General features: G+C 36.9%; 18 protein-coding genes. 4 read left to right on the forward strand and 14 right to left on the reverse strand.

Annotation, left to right across the window (positions count from 1 at the left end; all coding sequences use genetic code 11):
- Positions 1–33: 33 nt before the first annotated feature.
- The 6 genes from MKY07_RS09405 to MKY07_RS09430 all read right to left on the reverse strand — a co-directional run bounded on the left by MKY07_RS09405 (position 34) and on the right by MKY07_RS09430 (position 5,827).
- Positions 34–735: a FadR/GntR family transcriptional regulator gene (locus tag MKY07_RS09405; protein WP_339264573.1), complete on the reverse strand. Its 702-nt coding sequence runs from the start codon at positions 733–735 to the stop codon at positions 34–36.
- A gap of 16 nt (positions 736–751) precedes the next feature.
- Positions 752–2,020, reverse strand: a complete 1,269-nt coding sequence (locus tag MKY07_RS09410) for a TRAP transporter large permease (RefSeq protein WP_339264575.1) — start codon at positions 2,018–2,020, stop codon at positions 752–754.
- Complete coding sequence (locus MKY07_RS09415; RefSeq protein WP_339264577.1) at positions 2,020–2,487, reverse strand: TRAP transporter small permease; 468 nt, start codon at positions 2,485–2,487, stop codon at positions 2,020–2,022. Before MKY07_RS09415 ends, MKY07_RS09410 begins: the two co-directional genes overlap by 1 nt.
- A gap of 15 nt (positions 2,488–2,502) precedes the next feature.
- On the reverse strand, positions 2,503–3,483 hold the full coding sequence (locus MKY07_RS09420) for a TRAP transporter substrate-binding protein (protein WP_339264579.1): 981 nt from the start codon (positions 3,481–3,483) through the stop codon (positions 2,503–2,505).
- An 11-nt stretch (positions 3,484–3,494) separates the two neighbouring features.
- Complete coding sequence (locus MKY07_RS09425; RefSeq protein ID WP_339264581.1) at positions 3,495–4,859, reverse strand: FAD-linked oxidase C-terminal domain-containing protein; 1,365 nt, start codon at positions 4,857–4,859, stop codon at positions 3,495–3,497.
- 167 nt (positions 4,860–5,026) lie between these two features.
- Positions 5,027–5,827, reverse strand: a complete 801-nt coding sequence (locus MKY07_RS09430) for an ATP-binding protein (protein WP_339264582.1) — start codon at positions 5,825–5,827, stop codon at positions 5,027–5,029.
- A gap of 204 nt (positions 5,828–6,031) precedes the next feature.
- On the opposite strand from MKY07_RS09430, the gene MKY07_RS09435 reads away from it, so the two are divergent.
- Positions 6,032–7,171: an aminotransferase class I/II-fold pyridoxal phosphate-dependent enzyme gene (locus MKY07_RS09435; protein WP_173364553.1), complete on the forward strand. Its 1,140-nt coding sequence runs from the start codon at positions 6,032–6,034 to the stop codon at positions 7,169–7,171.
- A gap of 45 nt (positions 7,172–7,216) precedes the next feature.
- Here the strand turns inward: MKY07_RS09435 and MKY07_RS09440 are convergent, their stop codons facing one another.
- From MKY07_RS09440 to MKY07_RS09450, 3 genes are all read right to left on the reverse strand, one after another.
- Positions 7,217–7,609 (reverse strand): cysteine synthase, encoded by a 393-nt coding sequence (locus MKY07_RS09440; protein WP_008407240.1) that lies wholly within the window; start codon positions 7,607–7,609, stop codon positions 7,217–7,219.
- Positions 7,610–7,715: 106 nt separating this feature from the next.
- Positions 7,716–8,927 carry an AI-2E family transporter gene (locus MKY07_RS09445; RefSeq protein ID WP_039967238.1) on the reverse strand — a complete coding sequence of 404 codons (1,212 nt, stop codon included), beginning with the start codon at positions 8,925–8,927 and terminating at the stop codon, positions 7,716–7,718.
- Positions 8,928–9,020: 93 nt separating this feature from the next.
- Positions 9,021–9,959: an LCP family protein gene (locus MKY07_RS09450; protein WP_339264583.1), complete on the reverse strand. Its 939-nt coding sequence runs from the start codon at positions 9,957–9,959 to the stop codon at positions 9,021–9,023.
- A gap of 288 nt (positions 9,960–10,247) precedes the next feature.
- Here MKY07_RS09450 and msrA point away from each other — a divergent pair, with 288 nt between their 5' ends.
- Positions 10,248–10,769 carry a peptide-methionine (S)-S-oxide reductase MsrA gene (gene msrA / locus MKY07_RS09455; RefSeq protein ID WP_008407243.1) on the forward strand — a complete coding sequence of 174 codons (522 nt, stop codon included), beginning with the start codon at positions 10,248–10,250 and terminating at the stop codon, positions 10,767–10,769.
- A 74-nt stretch (positions 10,770–10,843) separates the two neighbouring features.
- On the opposite strand, the gene MKY07_RS09460 is transcribed toward msrA, so the two are convergent.
- Entirely contained in the window at positions 10,844–12,091 is a 1,248-nt protein-coding gene (locus MKY07_RS09460) for a helix-turn-helix transcriptional regulator (RefSeq protein ID WP_014823833.1), read from the reverse strand.
- 283 nt (positions 12,092–12,374) lie between these two features.
- Positions 12,375–14,138, reverse strand: a complete 1,764-nt coding sequence (gene recQ, locus MKY07_RS09465; protein WP_014823832.1) for a DNA helicase RecQ — start codon at positions 14,136–14,138, stop codon at positions 12,375–12,377.
- 1,337 nt (positions 14,139–15,475) lie between these two features.
- On the opposite strand from recQ, the gene MKY07_RS09470 reads away from it, so the two are divergent.
- Positions 15,476–17,080 (forward strand): ABC-F family ATP-binding cassette domain-containing protein, encoded by a 1,605-nt coding sequence (locus MKY07_RS09470; protein WP_339264586.1) that lies wholly within the window; start codon positions 15,476–15,478, stop codon positions 17,078–17,080.
- A gap of 47 nt (positions 17,081–17,127) precedes the next feature.
- Here MKY07_RS09470 and MKY07_RS09475 read toward each other — a convergent pair whose 3' ends face one another.
- From MKY07_RS09475 to MKY07_RS09485, 3 genes are all read right to left on the reverse strand, one after another.
- A complete protein-coding gene (locus tag MKY07_RS09475; RefSeq protein WP_339264588.1) occupies positions 17,128–18,810 on the reverse strand; it encodes a hypothetical protein in 1,683 nt (560 codons plus the stop codon).
- 190 nt (positions 18,811–19,000) lie between these two features.
- A complete protein-coding gene (locus tag MKY07_RS09480; RefSeq protein WP_008407248.1) occupies positions 19,001–19,201 on the reverse strand; it encodes a cold-shock protein in 201 nt (66 codons plus the stop codon).
- A gap of 213 nt (positions 19,202–19,414) precedes the next feature.
- Positions 19,415–19,705: a DUF1033 family protein gene (locus MKY07_RS09485; protein ID WP_008407249.1), complete on the reverse strand. Its 291-nt coding sequence runs from the start codon at positions 19,703–19,705 to the stop codon at positions 19,415–19,417.
- A 296-nt stretch (positions 19,706–20,001) separates the two neighbouring features.
- Between MKY07_RS09485 and MKY07_RS09490 the strand changes: the two genes are divergently transcribed.
- The gene (locus MKY07_RS09490) at positions 20,002–20,649 is read left to right on the forward strand and encodes a 5-bromo-4-chloroindolyl phosphate hydrolysis family protein (RefSeq protein WP_008407250.1); all 648 of its coding nucleotides are present in this window, start codon (positions 20,002–20,004) and stop codon (positions 20,647–20,649) included.
- The last annotated feature ends 1 nt before the right edge of the window (position 20,650 follow it).

Below are 20,650 nucleotides of genomic sequence, written 5' to 3' on the forward strand. Positions count from 1 at the left end.
AATTTAACTTTAATTCAAATCCACACAGTTTTTTTATATCGTTAATTCGGATAGTTCTTGTCTGATTGTACGAATATGGTCTTCCATCAATACTTTTGCTCTGTCACTTTCTCCCCGGCTAATCGCTATAAATATCGCGCGGTGTTCTTCTAAAGTCCGGGCGAAATTTTCTTTTGAAGATAATCGATGTTTTCTTGTTACTTCGATCGTACTTCGCATATGCGATGCAAATGACGAAATTAGTTGAGCAAGCACACTGTTATTCGCTGCTGCCGCAATTGCCATATGGAAATCCAAATCAGCTTGTATACCGATTTCTTCATCATCAGTATTTTTCATCGCTTCCAATGTGCGCGCAATTTTTTCAATATCTTGTCCTGTTGCACGTAATGCAGCAAGTGCAGCACACTGAGATTCCAGGATTAGACGTAATTCGAGCATTTCATACAAAGTCGTTTGGTCTGTTTTTAGCACGACGCTTGTCAATTGCTGTTGAATAGTCTGTTGCTCATTGGTTTTTATAAAAGTTCCATCACCAGGGCGAATTTCGACAAAATCACTTAGTTCCAGTAGTCGGAGTGCTTCGCGTATCGATGTCCGACTTACACCGTATTTTACTGCAAGCTCGCGTTCTGGTGGCAGTTTCTCCCCTGCTTCTAATATTCCGGCAGTGATTTCAGTCTGGATCTTTTGAATTATAATCTCATACACTTTTTGTTTATTTGCCGAAGTCACGTTCTTCACACCTTTACTATTTTACTAAAAATAAACTTAAGGCTGGAACAAACGAAATAATGAGTACACATACAACCATCACCATAATAAATGGAATGATGGCACGCATGACTCCTTCAAATTTCGTTCCGGCAATTTTATTTGCCACAAATAAATTTAACCCGACTGGCGGCGTAATGTACCCAATTGCCAAATTCACAATCATAATAATACCGAAGTGAACTAAGTCCAGTCCAAGTGCCGTAGCAACCGGTGCTAAAATAGGCGTCAATATTAAGATCGCTGCCGCTGTTTCCATAAAGGTACCGACAATTAGCAAAATGACGTTGATGATGAGCAATGCAAAAATCCAGTTATCGGTAATACCGAGTAATGCTTCAGTAATTTGCATAGGTATACGCTCGCGTGTCAAATAGTAGGCAAAAATAGAGGCGCCGGCAATAATGAAAAGAATCGTTGCACTCATAATCGTTGCCGATGAGAATATATGATATAAATCTTTCAATGTAATTTCACGGTATATAAATACTCCGACAATTAATCCGTAAACAACCGCAACAAGGGCTGCTTCCGTTGCCGTAAAAATACCACTGTAAATGCCGCCTAATATAATAACAGGCATCAAAAGTGCCAAAATCGAATCTTTAAAGGCAATGAAAAATTCTTTTAAATTATATTTTTCACCACCGCCATATCCTTGTATAATCGAAATAACATAAACTAGAATCATTAGCGCAGCCGTAACAAAGAAACCCGGAATGATACCGACCAAAAACAGGTCACTAATCGAAACACCTGCAGTTACACCAAATAATACGAGCGGTACACTTGGAGGGATAATAACACCAATCGTTCCCCCGGCAGCCTGTATCGCTGTGGAAAAGTTTTTATCGTACCCTTTTTTGACCATTGCAGGAATCATAATCGCCCCGACAGCTGCCGTTGTTGCAGCAGCACTTCCGGATAATGCCGCAAAAAAGGCACAAGCAACAATGGAAACGAGCGCCAGTCCTCCGCGAACCCGACCGAGCATTACTTCTGCCAAGTGGATTAGACGACGTGAAATTCCGCCTGATTCCATTAACTTACCTGCTAAGAGGAAAAATGGTACCGCCAGTAATGGAAAAGAATCAATGGAATTAAACATACGCTGGAAAATCGCTACAATAGGCATTTCACTTTGTGTGACAAAAAACAATGTTGCGGCCATTGCAAGTGCAATCGCAATCGGAACATTAATAAAAATTAACAAGAGTAAAACAACGAAAAGAATCATATCTGCCATTACGATAATTCTCCTTTCAATTGTTTGACGGTTATATAAAACAGATTCACAACGAGAATTATGCCACTAATCGGAATAACAGAATAAACAATCCCCATTGGAACCTGCATTACAGCGGATGGCTGATCCATTACCCTCATCGACAGTTCATACCCTTTTACGACCATGAGCACGAAAAACACTAAACATACTGCTGCCGCAATCACAATTAAAACCTGTTTCAACAAACCTTCTGTGCGATCAACGAATAGTTCCATCCCGATATGTGCTCGTTTGGCCAATGCATACGCAGCACCTAAAAAGGTCATCCAGATCATCGAGTACCTGGACAATTCCTCGGTCCATGCAATGGAATAGTTGAAAAAGCGCAAAGTAATTTGACAAAATACAGATACTACAAGTACGACCATTAAGGCAATCAATGCAATATGTACAACTTTATTAATCCCTTCTACTAATTTCACCATATTTTTTCTCCCATCCTACTGCTCACTTAAAATACGCTGCAATAACTGCTGATTTTCCGAACTATCATAAACTTTCATAATCTTGTCTCGGAATGCCCCTGTATCAACTTCTTCAACAACTTCCATTCCGTTTTCCTTAAGTCGCTGAAGTGCCTTCTCCTCCATATCGACAACAAGTTGACGTTCATAGGCACCGATTTTTTCGCCTTCTTCCATGACGATATCACGCAGATTCTCCGGCAGGCGATTATAGGCATGTTCACTCATCATGAATACCGCTGACGAATAGGCATGACTTGTTAACGTCATATACTTCTGATTGGCATCGTACAGTTTATAGCTGTCAATTACTAGAATAGGATTTTCCTGTCCATCCACTACTCCGGATTGGAGTGCTGTCAATGCTTCTGTCCAAGCCATCGGAGATGGGGTTACACCTAGTTCATTAAATGCGGAAATGAAAACTTTATTTTCCTGTACGCGTAATGATAATCCTTCCAGATCTTCCGGTGTCGCAACAGGTTTTATGCTATTCGTGACATGACGAAATCCATTTTCTCCCCAAGACAGGCCTACAATTCCGATTTCACGCAATTGGGCAAATAGATCTTCGCCAATATCTCCCTCTAAAATATTGACGGCTGCATCACGGTCATTAAATAAAAACGGTAAATCGAGTACCGCAAAATCTTTAACAAAGTTCATGATAGGACCTGATGTTGAAACGACAAGGTCGACTGAACCGAGCATGGCCCCTTCGATCAATTCACGCTCAGCACCGAGCTGACTTAATGGAAAAGTCTCGATAATTACGCGCCCGTCTGTACGTTCTTCCACTCGTTCTTTTAACTCTTGCATCGCCAATTCAAATGGATGATCAGCAGCAAGTGAATGTCCCGCATATAAAACATACTGCTCTTTTTCATCGGAAGTGGAGCATGCAGTTAACAGCATGCTCCCAAGGATCAATCCTGCGATGTATAGTATTTTTTTCATCTTTTAATCCCCTAATCAATAAAAATTTTGCCAGGATTCATAATGTTGTTCGGATCGAGTAGCCGTTTGATTTCTTTCATCCAAATGTAGGCAGCTCCGTGTTCCTGTTGCTGATACTTGGCCTTGCCGACCCCTACACCATGTTCTCCAGTGCAAGTTCCTCCAAGAGACAGTGCGTATTCAACAACATGTTCATTTAATTCTTTTGCTATTGCAATCTCTTCCTGACTTTCCATATCGACCATCAGCAAAATATGGTAATTACCGTCACCAACATGGCCGACAATCCCCGCGTCGATTTCCATACTTTCAATTTTTTCACGGGAATTTTGAATGGCATCAGGCAACGAATTGATCGGAACAACGACATCTGTGGACATCAGTTTTTTTCCCGGTGCGGAATGAATATATGTATAGGCCAAGTTGTGGCGAAGCTCCCATAATTGATTACGCGCACGTTCATCCTGCTCAAATGCCAGCTCAATACAGCCATTGTCATTCAATAATTCAGTCGCAAAAATGACATCTGACTTCAATCCTGCTTCATTTCCATGAAACTCCAAAAATAATGTCGGTGTTTCGGGGAAATTTGTATCGGAAGCAAAATTTACTTGTTCGATACTGCGTTTGTCGACAAGTTCAATACGTGCCATTGGGATTCCCGCTTGTTTTAATGAAACAACAGCATCCACTGCCTGCTGGATTGTTTCAAATGTAGCGCGGCCCGCAATAATTTTTTCTGGTATCCCGTAAACACGTAATGTTAATTCCGTGATGACCCCAAGTGTCCCTTCCGAACCTACCATTAAACCATTCAAGTGATAGCCTGATGATGATTTTGCGGCCAATCCGCCGGTATGGATCACATCACCATTTGCCAACACCACCTCTAAATCACGGACTTGGTCTCGCATAATGCCGTATCGGACAGAAGTTGTACCGCTCGCATTTGTCGCGGCCATTCCTCCTAATGTCGCATCTGCACCTGGATCGACAGAAAAGAATAAGCCGTATTTTTTTAATTCTTTATTGAGCTGGCTGCGGGTTACACCTGGTTGGACCTTTACAAGAAAATCATCGGGGCGTACTTCTAATACAGCATTCATCATCGATAAATCAAGCGAGATTCCTCCCTTATAAGGAATTACATGACCTTCTAAACTCGTACCAAGACCAAATGGTACAACTGGAATTCGCTGATCATTTGCCAGTATTACAATTTTGCTGACTTCTTCAGCTGTCTTCGGAAATACTACAACATCCGGTAAATGCGGTTCATGATAAGATTCATCCTTCCCGTGTTGTGTACGTAATACTTCATTCGTTGTGACCTGCTCATGTGATAAAAGATGTTGCAATTGTTCAATGTAATTCAAACCAATTCCTCCTCACTTTTGTTGTCGGACCTTTGGAGCTTTGGTCCAACCAACTCTTAATAATTAGAATATATTTATTTTTCTAAAAATACAAACTATTTATTTTTTATACTGTATTTTCCATAAAAAAAAGCTGACGTTTAAATGTCAGCTCCTGTTTAGTCTTTTTATTTCACACCTTTAATTTGTACGTGAATCGTTTCGGGCTCAATACCAAAATGCAATGAAAATTCTTCAGCAATTTCCTTTTGAAGTTCATAGATATAGCTAGGCACAACATATGAAACAGGTGATTTTAAATAAACACCGATTGTCATTTGGGGTACGCCATCTGTATGAATCTGCGCTATTTCAAATTTTGCCAGTCTTTCCTGCCTTAAAAGTACATGATCCAATACATCTGTAAATACAGTACGGGAAATATAGACACTGTTTTGATGAAAATCAGGTTGTACGATCGTCGTTTCTCCGAGCTTTACTTGTGAAGAAGAGAAAATTTCCTTTCCCCGCTGAATCAGGCGTTTAAAAAAGTTCTGTTCTACTTGGCGGTATGGAACAGGCATCACATGTTTGCCCTGAATTTCCCTCACATATTTGGCAATGCGAATTTCCTTTTCTGTACGGATATTATGAACATAATGAAATTCATCGATTTCACCAAGTTGTAACCGGCTTGCTATTCTTTTTGTCATTTTGTCGGAAGTACCGATCAGTAAAATGGACTGCACTTCATGGGACATAATTGCCTGTACGATTTCAGCTTTATGTATATCATCATCCAAAATGGCCCGGCGTACTGCTTTTAATGTATTTTTCTCAAATTTAGCCGACGTTCCTGCGACTTTTTCACCGTTAATAATAAGTATGCCGTCATCAATAATGGCTTCGATTTCATTGTCATATGCAAATTGTAAAGCGCTCGTACTTTTACCTGTCCCGCTTGGCCCACTTAAAGAATAGATTTTCATGCTGCACCTCTTAATCAATTATTATGCTGTTAATAATATTTCCTGTACCTATATTGCTATTCCACTACGGTTTCGTGCTTTATGTAGTGAATTAATTCTCTTTTCTGATTTCATCCCCATTATACGTGATGTGTATGATAAAATGGTGCTTACAATTGAAAGTTTTAAGGAGTGTTAAAATTGAATATCCAACCGTCTAAAAAAATGTCATTATTTGTGCCGGCTATATTTGGTGACTTAAAAAAACATGCTAAATTACAAGAGCAAAAAGGAACGGAACTCATTGATTTAAGCCTTGGGAGTCCTGATATCGCTCCTGCAGAGAATTTACGCCAAAAAATGTCCGAGCTTACTGCGCTCTCGTCTTCTTACGGCTATACTTTAACGGGTATTCAAACATTTAATGAAGCGGTATGTCGTTATTATAAACGAGTAAACAATGTAGAGTTGGATCCGGAAACAGAAGTTGTCCAAACAATTGGTTCTCAGGAAGGTTTAGTCCATCTTCCAGTCGCATTCTGTGATCCTGGTGATATTGTACTTACTACAAATCCTGCCTATGTTGCTTATGATGCGGGGATTCATTTGGCAGGCGCAACACCTTATTATATGCCATTAACAAAGGAAAATCAGTATTTGCCTGATTTAAAAGCCATTCCAGAAGATATTCGCCAAAAAGCAAAATTACTAATTTTAAACTTGCCGGGTAACCCCGTACCGGCCATGCCATCAATCGCGTATTTTGAAGAAGTGGTGGCCTTTGCGAAAAAGTACAATATTATTGTTTTGCATGATGCGGCTTACTCTGAATTTTACTTTAAGGGAGATGCCCCAATCAGCTTCCTTGCCACACCTGGTGCGAAAGAAGTCGGTTTGGAAATTAACTCTTTATCTAAAAGCTTCAGTCTTGCTGGGACTCGTATTGCCTACATAGTTGGAAATGCCGAATTAGTGGCGATTATGAAGCAACTGAAATCGAACTTGGACTTTGGTATTTTCGAACCGATTCAGCAAGTAGCGGCTTTAGCATTGGACAATGCTGAACAAGTTACAAGTGTACTGAGAGAAACTTTCTCTGTACGCCATAAAACACTTATGGAAGGCTTAACATCAATCGGCTGGGAAGTTGCGCCAAGTGATGGCGGGATGTTTGTATGGGCAAAATATCCGTATGATATTCCATGTATTGACTTTGCCTATAAAGCGATCGAACAAACTGGTGTCGTTATGGTTCCGGGTACGGTGTTTGGCACAGCCGGTGAAGGTTATATGCGTCTCGCATTGGTTCAACCTGTCGAACAACTCCAGGAAGCGGTTAAACGACTGTCTACAATAAAATTATAAACAAAAAGGCGTTGCTGTATGTAATTATCAGCAACGCCTTTTTAATTATTCCATAGCGCTATACGTAATAACACCTTTTTCTTCGATTTCCACACCGTCTAAAAATACAACTGTCGTTTGGAAAATCAGCTGCTCATCTTTACCGCATACCCAGCGTTCGTCTGGAATAATCTCAAATGGGATTATTTCCCCATCTTTTGATCGAATCCCTCCAACTAACTGAAACGAGTGCTTTCCGATAATGGAAAATTCACCATCCAACTCTTCACAAAGGACTAATAATGAAATGTAATCAATTTTATCCTCTTCATCTTCTGTAAGTGATGTAACATAAACGGAACCGTTTAATATGTCACCTTCTACAAGCTCTGTCTTTTCGATGACAGTTTCAACCTTCACGCCATTTTCTTCAAGTGATGTTAGCCATTTGCTTAACATGTATACTCCTCCATTTAAATATGTAATTGATAAAAGATTTTAAAAAAGGGAGCGTGTTAAAAGTTTTCGCTTTTAACACACCCCATCTTTACAATTTCCTGTTTTCTTATTTCAATTCTTCATACAGGTTCGTCTCGTCAGATTGGAAACGATTGTAACGTTGTTTAAAGAGTCGATACGTATGTGAAATGAGAACTTTGATTAAAGCATAACCAGGAATACCTAGCACGACACCTGGAACTCCAAATAAAGAACCAGCTGTTAATAATACAAAAATAATCGTAATAGGATGGATACTTAATGATTTACCCATAATTTGAGGGGAAATAAACTTCCCTTCGATTAATTGTACAATTGTCCATACAATAGCTAACTTTACTAACAGCCATGGTGAATTTACAATCGCAATAATTGCTGCAGGAGTAGCGGCAATAGCTGGTCCCAAATATGGAACAACACTTGTAATCATTGCGAGGAAGCCAAGTAGTAAAGCATATGGCATTCCAATAATTAAAAAGCCGATTGTCATCATGACACCAATACAAAACGATACTAAAATCTGGCCTTGTATGTAAGAGCTAATCTGCTTGTCCATATCATGCAATACATCTCCAATTCGCTTACGCATACGCGGCGGAAATAGGAGTAAGATGAAGCGCGGCATTTTATCCCCTTCATATAATAAATAAAATGTAATAAACGGCACGATTACGAGCGATAAAATGATACCTGTAACTGTTGACAGGAATCCTGTAATACCAGTCGCAACTCCAGTCGCTAAACTACCTAAAGTTACCTTTACTGTTGTAATGAAACTATCAGTAAAGTCCGTTAAAATCTGATTGTAGTCAAAGTTAATCTTTTCAAAATACTCGCTGAAGTGAGAGTTGTTTAAAAATGCTAATAAATCATTTGCAAGTGCCATTAAAACAACAGGAAACTCCTGTACTAAGTTTGTAAACTGATCACGTAAAAACGGGAAAACCAGTAAAACAAGCAATGTGATCAAAGCAATAACTACAATATACAAAATTAGAATCGCTAAGGCACGCGGCACTTTCCATCTTACTAAAAGCTTCAATGGCGGGCGTAATAAGTAAAACAAGATTACCCCTAATACACCAGGCAATATGATGACTTCAAATAATACATGTAACGGCTCGAAGATAAAGGAAATTTTATCGTAGACGAATACCGTACAACCAACCAATAAGATGATCACTAATAAGAATAATAAATTTTTACCACCTAAAAATCGAATAAATTTAGAAGAGAAAAATCTAGACGTTTCCTGGGGTAAAGAATTCACTTTATTCATTTCATTTTTTCTCTCCAAAAGACCACCTCAATATTTCAACAATATTTAATTTATTATTTATTTTATCATGAATAACGGATGTACACGTAATGCTTACTCGTTTAAATTTAAAAAATCATGTAAAATTTGCGAATTTTTCGCAACATCAATTTCCAGTACTTCCCCAGCATGTCGGTAGTTGTTAATTTTATACGTACCTTCTGCTGGAATCGTCATTTTTTCAACATTGATTTCCCCGCTTGAAACTGCCTTTAATGCGGTTTTCAGCTGGTCTTTATTTGTTAAATCCGTCGTAATATAACCTTGGGTAGCACCGATGAATTTTGGCAGATTCGCAACATTTTTTGGTGATAAGAATTCATCTTTCAATGCTTCGATTACTTTTTGCTGACGTGCTACACGTCCAAAATCACCTTCAGCATCCCCACGGAAACGGGCATAGCCGAGCAGTTCTTTACCGTTTAAGTTTTGAAGACCCTTTTCAATCTCTACATAGATTAATCCACCCATCTTTTTTTCAACATCGATTTCGATACCGTTTGGAGCCAAAATATCAATCAATGTTTCAAAGCTTTTAAAATCAATCATTGCATAATGGTGGATCGGTATATCGAACATATTATTTAACGTTTCCTGAAGTAACGGTACCCCACCTAAATAATAGGCCGTATTCAGTTTATACGATTGATAACCGGGAATTTCCGCATAAATATCACGCATAAATGATACGAGCTTCATATCGTTCGTTTTATGGTTCCATGAAAGAACCATCATCGTATCGGAACGCGATTTTTCTTCACCTCGGGTATCTACACCTAAGATTAAATAATTTTCTATAGTCGGATGATTGTCATCTGGTTCAAAGCCTTCTACTTCAATTTTATTACCGCTTGCCAATTCCTTTCCCTTATTAAATTGGACATAGCTATATCCAATAGCACTAATAAGCAAAAGAAATACCACTACGAAAAGTAACCGGCCTTTGCGCATTTTTTTCTTTCGATAGCGGGTTTGACGCGTCTGTTCTTCCATTCCTACAACTTCCTTTCTATTTCTGTGAAGTTTAGACGATTTACATTAAATTTAGTTGCAAATTACTTATAGTATACCATTTTATGCACATTTTCTTCCTAATTAATGAAATGTCAGCATATCTTTTTTTCAATTTTTTGCTATAGAATATTATATGCGCTTACAGGAAGTTTAATAAATTGAATGTCATTCTTATCCATGGTAGAATACAGCATATTTAACTGCTTTAATTAAGGTTAAAGTTTAAGGTTGAATATGTTTTTACTGGTTAATGAGGAGTGATACAGAATGGAAAAGGCTACATTTGCAGGTGGTTGTTTTTGGTGTATGGTCAAACCTTTTGATCAATGGGAAGGCATCGAAAAAGTAACAAGCGGTTATATGGGTGGTCATGTGGAAAATCCTACATATGAAGATGTAAAGCGTGGAGACTCTGGACATGTTGAAGTTGTCGAGATTGAATTTAATCCAGAGCTTTTCAGCTATGAAAAATTATTGGATATATATTGGATGCAAATTGATCCAACAGATGCTGGCGGTCAGTTCCAAGATCGCGGTGAGTCGTACAAAACAGTTATTTTTACGCATAGCGATGATCAATATAAGGCTGCACAGAAGTCAAAGAAAGACTTGGCGGAAAGTGGACGTTTCAAAAAACCGATTGTCACTGAAATTCAACAAGCACAAACTTTTTGGCCAGCGGAAGACTACCATCAAGACTATTACAAAAAAGAAGAAGCACATTATCAGGAAGACCGGGCTAAATCAGGACGCGATGAGTTTATTGATGTTCACTGGAAGGAAAGTTAAAATTTCTGTATAAAAAGGAACGTACCACTCGAAATTTCGAACGGTACGTTCTTTTTAAGTTAATTTTGATTGAATTAAATAAAAATTTCATTGAAAGCTTTATAAATAAATTTTTTGTAAATTGTCTCGGGAAAGTCTTCTACACCATTTTTGGCAAAAATGATATCACGTTTCGCGGCAACTTCATCTTTCTCATAGTAAGAAGCTAATGCCCGTACAGCAAAGAATTGATAATATTTGGCTAGATCAATGGGATGGTGTAAGTAGTCAGGAATGGTTAAAGCAGTACCGACTTGGAGTGCTTTCGAGTAGTTTTGTAATTTAAATTCCGCATACATCTCTTCACCGATGAAAATAGGATTTTTAAATAAAAATAAGTAATCCTGCAGTTTTGTTTTATAATGGTCAATTTCCATAACGATTTGTGCGTATTTCTTTTCAACAATGTTCATATAATGCAGCTTGCTGTACAAATAACGTACAGATATCGCCGGATCGTCAGCAAACTCTGATAAAAGCATTAATTTTTCTATGTACTCTTTACATTTATTAATATCCTCATTTGCAATGGATTGAATAAACAACAAATGATAAAAGCGGTCCATACGATAAAATATTTGCTTCTTTTTTGCCATATTTAATGCCTTTTGTAAATAATGATCTGACATTCTAGTATTATCTACTGCCGAATAGGAAATCGTTAAATTATAGTATAAATCAAGGATTACCATCGGGTCCATCATCAGTTCATAAGGTTCAATCCGTTTTTCTCCTTGCTTTAATATAGCTAATGTTTCATTGTAATTACGCTGTTCAATCGCAGCTTGACATAAATAAAAATAACAGCGAAGCATTTGACTATATGCATGAATCTCTTCGTATTGATCGATAAACTTCCAATATTCATCAAGTGATTTGGCTTTGTTAATCGTACGGTTCATTAAAAAATAAACTTCTCTTAATCGAATTTGTTCATAGTTTGTACCTTGAATTTCCGATAAATAAGGTTCGATTTTTTCGATTATTTTAATCGTTAGTGATTGGAGTTCTTCTGGGTCGCGAATGAGCTTTCTACGCTCAACATCTTCTTCGATTGTGGTATACAAATTTCTAAGCATTGTGAGTGTCCCGTCATCTATCAGAAAATCGACATCGACATTTAATTGATTGGCAATAAAACGAAGGCTTTCCATTGAAGGTTGTGCTTTACCATTCTCAATTAAACTTAGCATACCTTTCGTTAAACGTTCCCCTACTACCTCTGTTTGAGTTAATTTCTTCTGTTTTCTCAGCTTTTTGATGCGTTCACCTAGTATATTCAATATTTCACCTACACTTCTTAACTGAATATTCTTATTAAACTATGAATACAGAATTTTTACAATATCTTAACTTAAAGTTTAATGATTTAAACGCCAAAATAGTTAAAAAAGAATGTACTGCACTTGGCAATACATTCCTTTAGTATAGTGAGATAGCAATTTCAATGAGTAAATTGAATTTATTCGTTAAAAGTATTTTTCAGTATAAAGATTATATCTTTAAAAATTTTTAGGAAAAGTTTAATTTTAAATAACATTAGCTCTGTTACTATTTAACAAACTTTTATGAATTTGCAATAATCGCCTCAATAAAGGTTTTCCCGTACTTTTCCAGTTTACTTTCCCCAACACCGCTAACCTCTAAAAATTGAGTGCTGTTTTTAGGTTTTCGTACACACATATCTTTTAATGATTTATCCGAAAAAACAACAAATGGAGGCACTTTCTCATGGTCGGCAATTTCTTTCCGTATTTTACGAAGTACTTCAAATAGTGGATCATTAGGCTCGACGGTTGATTCGATAATCCGTGCTTCCTTACGTAATACCTTTTTTTGCCCAAGTAATACTTCTTTTCCCGAATCAGAAATGGATAACGTAGGGAACTGTCCATTATTTACAACAATCAGTTTTTCTGAAATTAAAAATTCGATAAAATTGGCGATTTCTTTCGCATTCATTGCCCGTAAAATGCCATATGTCGGCAACTTTTGGAAGTTGAATTCAAGCACTTTTTTGCTGCGCGACCCTGCTAATACTGAAGCTGTTAGCTGCTTGCCGAATTTTTGCCCCATTCTAACGATACAGGATAATACTTTTTGGGCATCAGTTGTCACATCCAGTTGCGGACGGTTATCTGTACAATTTGCACATCTGCCGCAATCTTGCCCTGCCTCGTCTCCAAAATATTCGATAATATAACTTTGTAGACAACGCTCTGTATGACAGTAATCAATCATGGCATGCAGCTTTTGCAGTTCAAAAGGAATACGAGAGCGATCTTGCGCCTGATCGATTAAAAAACGCTGCGTTTGTTCGTCGGAAGAGCTGTAAAGTAATATACATTCACTGTCCAGTCCATCACGTCCTGCACGGCCTGCCTCCTGATAATAGCTTTCCATATTACGAGGCATATTATAATGAAGCACATAGCGCACATTTGTTTTGTTGATTCCCATTCCAAAAGCATTTGTTGCGACCATTATTTGAACTTCATCATTTAAAAAGCGATTTTGTTCATATGTACGATCTTCCTCGAACATCCCACCATGGTATTTTCCTGCTGCAAATCCTGCTTTATTCAGCATTTCATAGACCGATTCCACCGATTTTCGAGTTGCCGCGTAAATAATACCCGCTTCATTTTCATTTGCCTTTACATATTTTTTTATATAGGCTTCTTTGTTTTCTCCAAGTAAAACAGAAAACGATAAATTTTCACGTGCAAAGCCGGTAATGAATGTATTTTCCTTTTCAATGGAAAGAAGCTGTTGAATGTCGGCACTCACCTCTTCAGTAGCTGTTGCAGTCAATGCAATAACGGTTGGTTTCTTATCCCATAAATGTAGCAGTTGCTGAATTGAACGGTAACTTGGACGAAAATCATGCCCCCACTGTGATATACAATGGGCTTCATCAATGGCTAATAATGGTACATTTATTTGTGCTAGTTCATTGCAAAAGCGCTCATTTTCAAGTCGTTCCGGTGCAATGTACAGCAACTTAATTTTTCCGCTTTGCACCCCATACATAACATTTTGCACTTCTTCATAACTGAGCGAACTATTTATATAAGCCGCTGAAATTCCGCTGGATACAAGCATATCAACCTGGTCTTTCATAAGAGAAATCAGTGGTGAAATAACAAGTGTCGTTCCTTCCATACATAGTGCTGGAATCTGATAGCAAAGGGATTTACCGCCGCCTGTAGGCATAATAACAAGCGTATCGTTATTATTTAATACATTATCAATAATTTGAGTTTGACCAGGACGAAAAGAGTCATAACCAAAATTTGTTTTTAAATGTTGTAATGCTAGTGAAATCATAATCCCTCCTCAATAACTTCAATTTCTTTATTATACATGCAAATAAAAATTCGTAAAAGGGCTTCTAGTTAACATAATATATTTATAGTGCTTTTAATGGTGTTGATGATTATAATAAAATCTTCAGTCCCCTTTTTCAATTGTTTTCGATACATACAAAATAAAAACCTTTCTAATTAGGCAAACAAATTATTTGCATAATTTTCTTCTTTCCTTTATTTCTTACTGACTAATTGGTTATTAAAATTTTACATATATAGCGTCGGATAATATGTATAATAAAAAAGAATTGCCGAATTGCAATTCCCATTTTCCAAATATGGCGATAATGTAATTTTTGTTTTTCGAGTTCGTATAGCCGTTTAAAACAAGTTGATTTTCTTCCAACCCATAGAACTGCATGTAAATTGCGCTAAACCATTTTCAACAGCAATTCCTTTGTCTTCATCTTTTACTAACCGTTAATTGGATAGCCGGCAGCTGATCTATTAAATATAAATGGAATGTAGATACTTTTGTTTCTATTCCCTGCTTATTGAAAAAGTGAACTTTCGGTACCTTTACTTCCAATCGTTGCTCGCCTTTTAAAAATTTGCACCGATTACTTTACTTTAAAAATGCTGTTATTGTACAAATGTGAGACGCACCGCACCTCTTTTTTTATCCCTCCTCCCCCTTTTTAAAATAATAGACCCAATCTTTTCGCGCATCCTATACTTAATAACCTTTAACGGGTTCTTATATTTTGTGCAGCGCTTGTACCACATCATCCAAAGCGGGGTTAATAATTTCCGCACGCTTATCGTTTACCATAATTGTATTATGTAAACTAAATTTATTTCCTTGAATAAAAAAAGTGACTAAACGGATTCAGACACTTTTTCATTATACTGATTTCTTTCGCTTTTGCATCCCGATGATCGAAAATGACATAAAAGCGAATAATATGACGATAATCCATTTCGTAGTGTAATGAGTACCGATCATATCATACAAAATACCAATGATGAGCGGGACGATCTAACTCATCTTAAAATCGCCCGATAATACTATTGAACTCCATTCATTCACTTCAGCCTTAGTTTTTTGCTTCAACCAATGGAAGCATTAAACCAATTGGGAATTATGCCTCGTTTCTCTTTTATTATCGGGAAAGCAAAACCCATTAAAAATGTGTGCCACGTAAATAATCACGTTTAGTGAGATTCATTTATTTCCGATACGCTGTTATTTAATTTAGCACTAAGACATGCTATAATAGAAACATTGTGTGCAAAAGAGAATTCTCTTTTTTAAGCAATCGAAAATACAACGAAACAATTCAAGGAGGTACTTGCATGATTCAAGTATCAGGTGTAGGTCTACGTTATGGTGACCGTAAATTATTTGACGATGTAAACATTAAATTCACACCAGGCAACTGTTATGGTCTAATTGGAGCAAACGGTGCTGGTAAATCGACATTCTTAAAAATTTTATCAGGTGATATCGAGGCACAAGAAGGCCACGTATCAATGGGTAAAGATGAACGTCTTTCAGTTTTAAAGCAAAACCATTTCGAATACGATGAATTCAACGTATTGGATACAGTTGTAATGGGTAACAAACGTCTTTGGGAAGTAAAAGCTGAAAAAGATGCAATCTACATGAAACCGGAAATGACAGACGAAGATGGTATGCGTGCTGCTGAACTTGAAGGCGAATTCGCTGACATGAACGGTTGGGAAGCTGAATCTGATGCTGCCACACTTTTAAACGGTTTAGGTATCGGCGATGACTTGCACTACATGATGATGGCTGACTTAGAAGGTTCTGACAAAGTAAAAGTATTACTAGCGCAAGCTTTATTCGGTAAGCCGGACGTATTACTACTGGATGAGCCTACGAACCACTTGGACTTAAAAGCGATTAAATGGCTGGAAGAGTTTTTAATTAACTTTGAAAACACAGTAATCGTTGTATCCCATGACCGTCACTTCTTAAATAAAGTATGTACACATATCGCTGACTTAGACTTTGGTAAAATTCAGCTTTATGTTGGTAACTACGATTTCTGGTATGAGTCAAGTCAATTAGCGCAAAAAATGATGGCAGACCAAAACAAGAAAAAAGAAGAGAAAATTAAAGAATTAAAAGAATTCGTTGCACGATTCTCTGCAAACGCATCGAAATCTTCTCAAGCAACATCTCGTAAAAAAATGCTTGATAAGATTGAGCTGGATGACATCCGTCCTTCAAGCCGTAAGTACCCGTTCATCAACTTCCAAACTGGTCGTGAAATCGGGAATGACGTATTAACAGTTGATGGCTTAACAGCTTCACAAGATGGCGAAACATTATTCAAAGACATCCGCTTCTCAATGAACAAAGAAGATAAAATTATCCTTTTAGGTTCACCAAATGCAAAATCTGCATTTATGGATATTTTAATGGGTCGTAAACAAGCAGATGCCGGTACGTATAAATGGGGTGTTACAACATCTCAAAGCTACTTCGAAATGGATCATGACCAATACTTTGGCGGTAACGAAAAGTCATTAGTTGAATGGTTACGCCCTTATTCTCCGGAAGATGAAACTGAATCATTCTTACGTGGTTTCTTAGGCCGTATGCTATTCTCTGGTGAAGAAGTGAAGAAATCTCCTGCTGTACTTTCAGGTGGAGAGAAAGTTCGCTGTATGCTTTCAAAAATGATGCTTTCAAACTCGAACGTATTATTATTGGATGAACCAACAAACCACTTGGACCTTGAATCAATTCAAGCATTGAATGAAGGCTTAATCCGCTTCAAAGGTGCGATGATCTTTACATCACATGACCACCAATTCATTCAAACAATCGCAAACCGCGTAATCGAAATCCGTGAAGATGGTTCTATTTTAGATAAACCATTATCATATGATGAGTATCTAGAGTGGAAAGATGCACAAGGTTTAAGCTAATAGATAAAAAAAGAAGGAGGCAGTTAATCTGCACTCCTTCTTTTTATTTATTCGATAATCGTATTTTTGTAAATATCGAGTATGTCATGCAATTGTTTTTTCTTTGTTTCATCAGCCTTTAATTGATCCAGTTTGTCTATATATTGTGTAATTGAATAACGGGAAAGAACCGGTAAATCAAACGTTTTGACAAGCAGATCAAATACTATTTGCTGTTCATCAGACAAATAAAGTGTGGAACTATTAGTAAAGGCATATTGTCCTTTTTTATTTATACCTATTTGAGGTGCATATTCCGGTAAAGAAAATGATAAATCAGGCTGTGGCTCAAGTGGCTCCACAATTTCCTCATCATCCATCGACCACATTTTCTCAAATTTATCTTCCCATGTAAAATCTGCAGCCATTCTGTAGCGCGCTTCGATCCAGCCTTTATTGTACCGGCCATTATGATCAAGACCTAAATTTTGCTCTCTCATTAGCTGCAACAAGAGTTTATATTCCTCCATCACTAATAAGTAATCATCTAAATACGTAGATAATGGAATATCAAATGACTTCAATAAATCATCCATATACTTTTTAAAATAAGGATTTTCCATTTGCTCAATTAGCGACTTTTCAAGCTTTATTCGCGCATTTGAACGTGCTGCTTCATCTATTTCGGTTTCGAAATCCTGCTTCAAATAATTAAATAAACCATACATCGCACCTACTTCTTCATTGGCAATTCGGTAAGCATAGGATTTATTAGGAATGTTTTCTGCACGGTAATAATATTCATGCTCAACCAGCTTTAAAGTAATGTCTTGATGCTTCCGCAATTTGCTAACGTCGTATGAAGGGATTTTGCTGAACTGATAATTTACCACTTCACCAAGATCCATGTCTATACTCCGCTCCACTACTCTAAATAATTCCAGTAACTCATCCGCAACCGGCGCATTTTCATTTCCCGATGCCGCTTCTTGCTGTAACGCATTTTCATACTGTTTGAAATTATACCGCGCCAACTCCTGTAGATTATTCCTTTCTCCAACTTCGTAAATTATATGGCTCTGTTCATCTGTAATCCCCATCGTATTAAACTCTTTTGAAGCAAGAATAATTTCCCCATCCTGATTTTTAGCAAACTTAAATAAATTCCGCTCAACTGTAAAAGGCAAATCGATATCCTTACTGGAAGGCTCGATATGAATGAATTCACTTTCTGCTAAATATTCCTGGTAATCAAAGGTTATACCCATCTTTTCTTTATAAATCTTCTCCTGATCTTCAGTTGGATAGCTAAGTTGGTTCAGTTCCATATCAACACTTAAAGAAGCATATTCGTTATTAACGAGTAAATATTCCTCTATATATTCCTGTTTACTAATTTGAAGATCTTGGAACATCTTTTCAAAATAGCTCTTTAATATTGGATCCTGCAAATCATATGTAAGCTGCTTATCTAAAGTTTCCCGCTGGAATTGACGCTTTTCATGACTTAGCGTAATATTTTGCTGCTGCATATAATCGATGAGCGCATATTTAGATATCGCATGTCTTAATGCAGAAGACACTACATCTTCATTCGAACGCATTCGATTATTCCGGTAAAAAAGTTCATACTGTTCAATATTTAAATATGTATCGCTGATCGGTATAAAATTTTCATCACTATCTGCCAGTTGGTTCATTTTTTTGTTAGTTTGTTTACTTTGTTTTTCCCAGTAAAACAGTCCGAACAAACCTGCCGTTACTAAAACAATAATAACAGCCGATTTTATTGTTCTGTTTTTACTCGTGTTTTCATTATGTACTTGTCGTATTGGTAACTCAACCTTTCAAATTATTTTCTAAATTATATCACGATTTGGAAAAATTATGTAAAAACAAAAAAGCTGCGTACTTTTATACGCAGCTTCGGAATTTGTACTATTATAGTTTGATTACATTCGATGCTTGTGGTCCACGGTTGCCATCAACAACTTCGAACTCAACTTTTTGTCCTTCTTCCAATGTTTTGAAACCTTCACCTTGAATTGCAGAGAAGTGCACGAATACATCGTCTTCCCCTTCTAATTCAATGAAGCCAAAACCTTTTTCTGAGTTAAACCATTTTACTGTACCTTGTTTCATAATAAATACCTCCAAAAATAAAAGTTAACAATTAAAAAACCAAATAAAAAAACACATATTACAAGAGTACCGATCAACTAACTCGATTACTGTTTGTAATATGTGAAGCCATTGTATTCGGTCATCTTTCAATTGTTAAATATAGTATATATATCATAATAATGACTGTCAATTACCATTTGGCAAATTAAGCAAATTTTCAATTTAATGTAGTTATCGTGTAATCGCTTCTGGCGTTAGTACAATAATGCCATGATATATTTGGGCATCATCATCACAGGCTTCACAAAATTCACATTCATCCTCTGACCAAAATGCATAAAATCGTTCATTTTTATGTGCTTCAAACTCATATTTGTTACGAAACTGAGCAAGCAAATGATTCAATGCCATTTGGAATTGCTGCTCTGTATCAAATTGTTTCGTTGATACAATATACTCTTCCCAACCGTCAAATTGCCACCAAGGCTCATAATCTGCCTTCATATAAATAATTTTATACATATACATTATCCTTTCTTTCTCTATATTTTATACACAATTGCCCGCATTGTCTAATAATGCTCATTATAATTAGGGGAAGATTGGAAATGATAATATTTGTTCCGCTTTTTAAATCTTTTTACTTTTTAATAGAGCCAAAACTTGTTACGATTAATAAAAAGCCGCCATAATAAGTTCAGGTAATATATGTGGCTTAAAATAATAATTCCGCTAATATTTCTGCGATATTGTAAGAAACAGTGAAACTTTTTTACGTTTCATACGTATCAATAGTATCGAGTAAAGGAGGTATGACAATGCTTGGTCCTATAAATTTTCTAACACGCCATCTAATTAATGTATTGGTTTTTTCGACAGCTGCCACACTAACGTTTGTTAATTTTACCGGCATAACAACGATGCTGGCATTACCTCTTGGAGCAGCAGCATATTTCATCAGTAATAAAATAACATACGCTATTCAGAAAACAACACAAAGTAAAAAAATTGGGCTTTCTAAATCGGAATACAATTTAATCGAAGCACAATTAAAACAGGCCCGTTCACATATTCAGGCATTAAATCAGCAATATGTCAGAGTGCGTTCGGTACGTGCTTTTAAGCAAATAAATGAAATGTCCAAACTAGCAAAACGTATTATCAATATTGTGCAAACAAACCCTCAAAAGTTTTATGCAGTGGAAGATTTCTTCTATGCACATCTACCTTCAGCCGTACAGTTGTCTGATAAATACACGTTACTGACAAAGGAACAAGTACCTGGTACGGATGTACATTTAGCATTGGAAGATACACGCAGAACGCTGAAAGATCTCCAAATTACAATGGAATCGGATTTAAAAAGTGCTTTATCTTCGGATATCGAAAACTTAAAAATTGAACTCGACTTTGCTAAATTGTCGAATGAAAAGCGTAAAGATCGATTAAAAATCGGCGGTGAGTAAC

It is taken from the genome of Solibacillus sp. FSL W7-1472 (assembly GCF_037969775.1).
Classification (GTDB): Bacteria; Bacillota; Bacilli; order Bacillales_A; family Planococcaceae; genus Solibacillus; species Solibacillus silvestris.

What these genes read in the sequence shown, in the direction of transcription:
- MKY07_RS09410 (WP_339264575.1), bottom strand. Translation starts at nt 2,020, where the DNA reads ATGGCAGATATGATTCTTTTCGTTGTTTTACTCTTGTTAATTTTTATT.
- MKY07_RS09415 (WP_339264577.1), bottom strand. Translation starts at nt 2,487, where the DNA reads ATGGTGAAATTAGTAGAAGGGATTAATAAAGTTGTACATATTGCATTG.
- MKY07_RS09420 (WP_339264579.1), bottom strand. Translation starts at nt 3,483, where the DNA reads ATGAAAAAAATACTATACATCGCAGGATTGATCCTTGGGAGCATGCTG.
- MKY07_RS09430 (WP_339264582.1), bottom strand. Translation starts at nt 5,827, where the DNA reads ATGAAAATCTATTCTTTAAGTGGGCCAAGCGGGACAGGTAAAAGTACG.
- MKY07_RS09435 (WP_173364553.1), top strand. Translation starts at nt 6,032, where the DNA reads ATGTCATTATTTGTGCCGGCTATATTTGGTGACTTAAAAAAACATGCT.
- MKY07_RS09440 (WP_008407240.1), bottom strand. Translation starts at nt 7,609, where the DNA reads ATGTTAAGCAAATGGCTAACATCACTTGAAGAAAATGGCGTGAAGGTT.
- MKY07_RS09445 (WP_039967238.1), bottom strand. Translation starts at nt 8,927, where the DNA reads ATGAATAAAGTGAATTCTTTACCCCAGGAAACGTCTAGATTTTTCTCT.
- MKY07_RS09450 (WP_339264583.1), bottom strand. Translation starts at nt 9,959, where the DNA reads ATGGAAGAACAGACGCGTCAAACCCGCTATCGAAAGAAAAAAATGCGC.
- msrA (WP_008407243.1), top strand. Translation starts at nt 10,248, where the DNA reads ATGGAAAAGGCTACATTTGCAGGTGGTTGTTTTTGGTGTATGGTCAAA.
- recQ (WP_014823832.1), bottom strand. Translation starts at nt 14,138, where the DNA reads ATGATTTCACTAGCATTACAACATTTAAAAACAAATTTTGGTTATGAC.
- MKY07_RS09470 (WP_339264586.1), top strand. Translation starts at nt 15,476, where the DNA reads ATGATTCAAGTATCAGGTGTAGGTCTACGTTATGGTGACCGTAAATTA.
- MKY07_RS09480 (WP_008407248.1), bottom strand. Translation starts at nt 19,201, where the DNA reads ATGAAACAAGGTACAGTAAAATGGTTTAACTCAGAAAAAGGTTTTGGC.
- MKY07_RS09485 (WP_008407249.1), bottom strand. Translation starts at nt 19,705, where the DNA reads ATGTATAAAATTATTTATATGAAGGCAGATTATGAGCCTTGGTGGCAA.
- MKY07_RS09490 (WP_008407250.1), top strand. Translation starts at nt 20,002, where the DNA reads ATGCTTGGTCCTATAAATTTTCTAACACGCCATCTAATTAATGTATTG.